Origin of the sequence: Thiolapillus sp., from assembly GCF_048562965.1 — a bacterium.
In the GTDB taxonomy this organism is placed as follows: domain Bacteria; phylum Pseudomonadota; class Gammaproteobacteria; order Chromatiales; family Chromatiaceae; genus Thiolapillus; species Thiolapillus brandeum_A.
This window is the reverse complement of sequence record NZ_JBHNMF010000302.1, coordinates 1-4,056: the sequence shown is the minus strand read 5'-3', so window position 1 is coordinate 4,056 and position 4,056 is coordinate 1. Positions and strand designations below refer to the sequence as shown.

The 4,056-nt window shown below is 55.0% G+C and carries 4 protein-coding genes; 3 read left to right on the top strand and 1 reads right to left on the bottom strand.

Going from position 1 to position 4,056, the window contains the following annotated elements; all coding sequences use genetic code 11:
- The 3 genes from ACOCD2_RS13645 to ACOCD2_RS13635 all read left to right on the top strand — a co-directional run.
- On the top strand, positions 1–755 hold a 755-nt coding region (locus tag ACOCD2_RS13645; RefSeq protein WP_419625739.1), incomplete at its 5' end, for a tetratricopeptide repeat protein.
- A 384-nt stretch (positions 756–1,139) separates the two neighbouring features.
- Positions 1,140–1,748, top strand: coding sequence for a recombinase family protein (locus tag ACOCD2_RS13640; RefSeq protein ID WP_293650359.1), 609 nt, complete (start codon positions 1,140–1,142; stop codon positions 1,746–1,748).
- Entirely contained in the window at positions 1,745–1,972 is a 228-nt protein-coding gene (locus ACOCD2_RS13635) for a type I restriction-modification system subunit M N-terminal domain-containing protein (protein WP_293650360.1), read from the top strand. The genes ACOCD2_RS13640 and ACOCD2_RS13635 overlap by 4 nt, the downstream gene beginning before the upstream one ends.
- Before the next feature lie 155 nt (positions 1,973–2,127).
- Here ACOCD2_RS13635 and ACOCD2_RS13630 read toward each other — a convergent pair whose 3' ends face one another.
- Positions 2,128–3,687: an IS3 family transposase gene (locus ACOCD2_RS13630; protein WP_419625738.1), complete on the bottom strand. Its 1,560-nt coding sequence runs from the start codon at positions 3,685–3,687 to the stop codon at positions 2,128–2,130.
- Positions 3,688–4,056 lie beyond the last annotated feature (369 nt).

Sequence of the window (4,056 nt, the reverse complement as noted above, 5' to 3'; positions counted from 1 at the left end):
ACGGCGCTATCGAGGCCTACCGCCAGCAGCTTGAGATCAATCCTGATCACGAATGGGCCTGGAACAATCTGGGCGCAGCGCTAGGCACACAGAGCAATCTCGACGAGGCCATCAATGCTTTACGCCAGCAGATCAAGGTCAACCCCAATCATGAAGAGGCCTGGTACAACCTGGGGGGGGCGCTAGGCAAACAGGGCGATCTTGACGGCGCCATCAATGCCTACCGACAAGGCATGCGGCATCCCTTGATCAAGGGCCAGTGCCACAACGCCCTGGCCTGGTTGTACTACGAGCAACAACAAAATTTGGATGAGGCCGTGGAACTCGCCAGAACTGCAGTAGAACTCGACCCGGAAGCCCCGGATGCGCGGCATACCCTGGCCACGCTGCTGATCAGCAGCGGCAACTGGGCGGAAGCACAGATCGAAGCAACTGCCTTTTTGCAGCTGGGTGAACCAGACTGGCTTGAAACCGGGTGGGAGGATCTGCTGCGCTTTTTCCTCGAAGCAGTCAGGCACAATCGTGCGACCGAATCCGTCCGCTTGCTTGAGGACACGAAGAGCACAGAACGGTTGCGCCCGTTGTATGTTGCACTGAAGACTCTCGCCGAGGGCCCGGACCAACTGACCCAGGTCGCCCCGGAAGTACGGCAGCCAGCTCAAGCGTTGATAAAACAGTTTAACGAATGGCTGGCCGCCATGGAAAGCGACGCGGCGGCGAGCACTCCCCAGTCGCCGAGAGGTGGGGTGGATTGAAACGTGGCGAGTACATCCAGCCCGCCCACCGTCGCTTCAGTGATCAGGTGGCAAAGGTCCGGCGGGAAATCGCCCCTTGGGCGCATACGCAGCACCCAGAGCCGTCCGATGTCTGAACCTATGGGCATCCACCAGATTGGCGGGAATCCCGCCCTTCAGGCCCTCGTCACTCACTGGCAGACATCAGTGAATGGGTGCGCCGGAACAACGCCATCAGGTGCTGCCAGAACGGTTATTTCAAAACTTGGACTAGCGGGGGCATTTGAACAGAAACTTACCGTATTCTTTACAAGCCGCAAATCCCCCCAAAAACCACCGACAATCACTGGTTATCCGCAAAGAAATAGCGTAAACTTATCTACGTAAATATAACGAGCGTTTATTATGCGGATCGGCTACGCGAGAGTTTCGACCCAGGATCAGAACCCCGATCTCCAGCTGGATGCACTGAAGAAGGCTGGTTGCGAAGAGATTTTTCAGGAGAAGTTTTCCGGCAAGAGCGCGGCCCGCCCGGAACTGGAAAATTGTCTGCGGATGTTGCGCAAAGGCGATGTACTGGTAGTGTGGCGACTGGATCGGCTGGGGCGTTCCCTGAAAGACTTGGTGGAAATCGTATCGGCCCTCGAAGACCGGGGGGTAGGCTTCCAGTCTCTGACCGAGAACATCGATACGGTCAGTGCCGGCGGAAAGCTCGTCTTTCACATCTTCGGCGCCCTTGCTGAGTTCGAGCACAGCCTGATTCGGGAACGGACCATGGCCGGTCTGGCTGCCGCCAGGGCCAGGGGGCGGAAAGGTGGACGAAAGCCCAGCATGTCCAAGGCCGATGTCCGCAAGGCCGCCGCTATGCTCAAGGATCCGCAAATGACCAAGACCGAGGTGGCCCAGCATTTTGGGGTTTCCCGGGTCACATTGAATAACTCGCTGAAACGCAACGGATACCCCTTGAACCCGGTCGCGCTTGACACAGCAACCACAAGGGAAGGAACAACATGACCAACCAGGAATTCAAAGACACCCTCTGGGAAGCTGCCAACGCCCTACGGGGGTCGGTATCGGCCGCAGAATACAAGTACCCGGTGCTGGGGCTGATTTTCCTCAAGTATGTGAGCGATCTGTTCGAGGCCCAGGCGGATGTGATTCGCCAACACCTGGCGAACCCGAAATCGAACCTCTATCAAGCGTATCTTCCAGGCTGGATGATGAGTTATTGCAATTAAGAGAAATAGCATTGGAACGAAAATAGGTTAGTCAAGCGTGTCTTCGGCCTCGTGAAAGATTTTGGGACATCCCAGTCCCCAAAATCGACTCGGCCTTTGACAACCTATTGGTGCCCCAGCCGTCCCGACGTTTGTCAAGATACCTGTCCATTTGTCTACGCTGCTTCTTCTCTAATTCCAGCCTCCTCGACGCCCTCATTTTCTGGATTCAACCACACCTCGCCGACCGGTTCCCAGTTTCGTGTCCCTCGACTCCATCGCTCCGGGTTTCGTTGCTTTGCTGCCTGATAGAGCGCATCGCGTTTAACCAGAATCGATCGCTCCGCACCGTTGTGGCGTTGTGCTGGCGTCACAAATTGTATCCCGCTGTGACGATGTTCTTCGTTGTACCAGTGGACAAATCCATAAACCCACTCGCGAGCAGCGCCTAAGTTTTCAAACGGCTTTGATGGGAATGCCGGGGTGTACTTCATTGTGCCAAAGAGGCTCTCCGAATACGGATTGTCATTACTCACCGATGGACGACTGAATGACGGTACGACACCCAGTCGTTGCAGTGTCGCCAGCATGGTTGCACCCTTCATCGGTGATCCATTGTCGGAGTGAAGCACTAAGCCCTTCTCACTAACACCCTCCGCCAGGCAGGCTTTGTGGATCAACAGTGAGGCATTCTCGGCGGTTTCGTTTTCATGAATTTCCCAGCCTACAATCTTGCGACTGTAAATATCCATCACCAGGTAGAGCCGATAGAACAAACCCGTTACGGTGGTCGCCAGGAACGTGATGTCCCAACTCCAGACTTCATTCGGCCCTGCTGCCTTGTAAGCGGCGGGTTTCGCGACTTTCCTCGGGGCTTGGTCTTTCCCGCGGTGGTGTAGCTGGTCCGCCTCCTTCATTATCCGGTAAAAGCTCGATTCTGATGCGATATAGATCCCTTCATCAGCCAATGCCGGTACGATCTGTGACGGAGGAAGGCTCTGATACGCTGCCTCGTTGCAGGTCTTCAGAATCTGTTGTCGTTCCTCTGGCGTCAGCTTGTTCGCAGGCGCCTGGCGTTCTGCGTCTGGGCGGCCATCGGCTTTGACACTGCCGTACTGGGTCCAGCGCCTATAGGTGCGCGAACTGATCTCTAGTTCACTACAGGCTTTCTTCTTCGACGCACCAGCCTCTACGGCTTCATTGATCAATTCAACAGCTCTACGGCGATCTGGGACATTGATCATTCTTCCTCTGTGCCCCCCCCAGATCGCCTGGGCTTTTTTTCTTAGCACCAATAAGGCAGCGGTTTCTGCCAGCGCCTTCTCTTTCCGTTTGAGATCCCGCTCCAACTCCTTGATCCGCTTCTCATCCGCCTTACGGATAGCTTTCAATTGTTTGTTTTGATGGCGCTCCCAGTCATTCGCCTGCTCACACGCGGCTCGCCACTCGCTGATCTGTTCGGCATACAGCCCTCGCTCATGACAGTAAGCTGAAACCTCGGCTTCATTCATTGAAGCCGTCTCGACAACCGCTGCAAACTTATCAGCTGCACACCAGCCCTTTGGCGTGGTATCTCCATCCGGCATCAAACGACCTTCAGCACGGGCGGCCTTTCTCCAGTTGTACAGTGTCCCTTCGCTGATCCCTTCTTCTTTTGATATCTCAGGGATCGTTTTGTTGTTCGGCGGAAGCATCTTCTTCAGAACCGCTTCTTTCCGCTCTCTCGGGTAACTCATTTCCTACTCTCTCTGCCCACTCTCAATGATTATTGAAGTCCCATTCTACTGGGTGGACAAGTATCCTGACAGAGGGGGACTGCCGCACAGGAACATGGTGAAAAATCAGTAACAGCCCTTTACGGATCTGTCCCGCTGTTGTGGGGTTATCTTTTCGCCAAGGCGAATGGCAACACAGTTGCCTGACGGCTTGATCGTCAAGATAGCCCAATAGCTGGATCAGACCATAACCTGTCAAGGTCAGATGTACCGTAAGCGCCCAAGAATCCACACCTGTTTTCCCGACCTGACCCCGTGCAGACTTTCTCCTGAAATTTCACGACACAGGAGAAATCGATGGACATGTCTGATGCCACCGAAGGCGCGTCA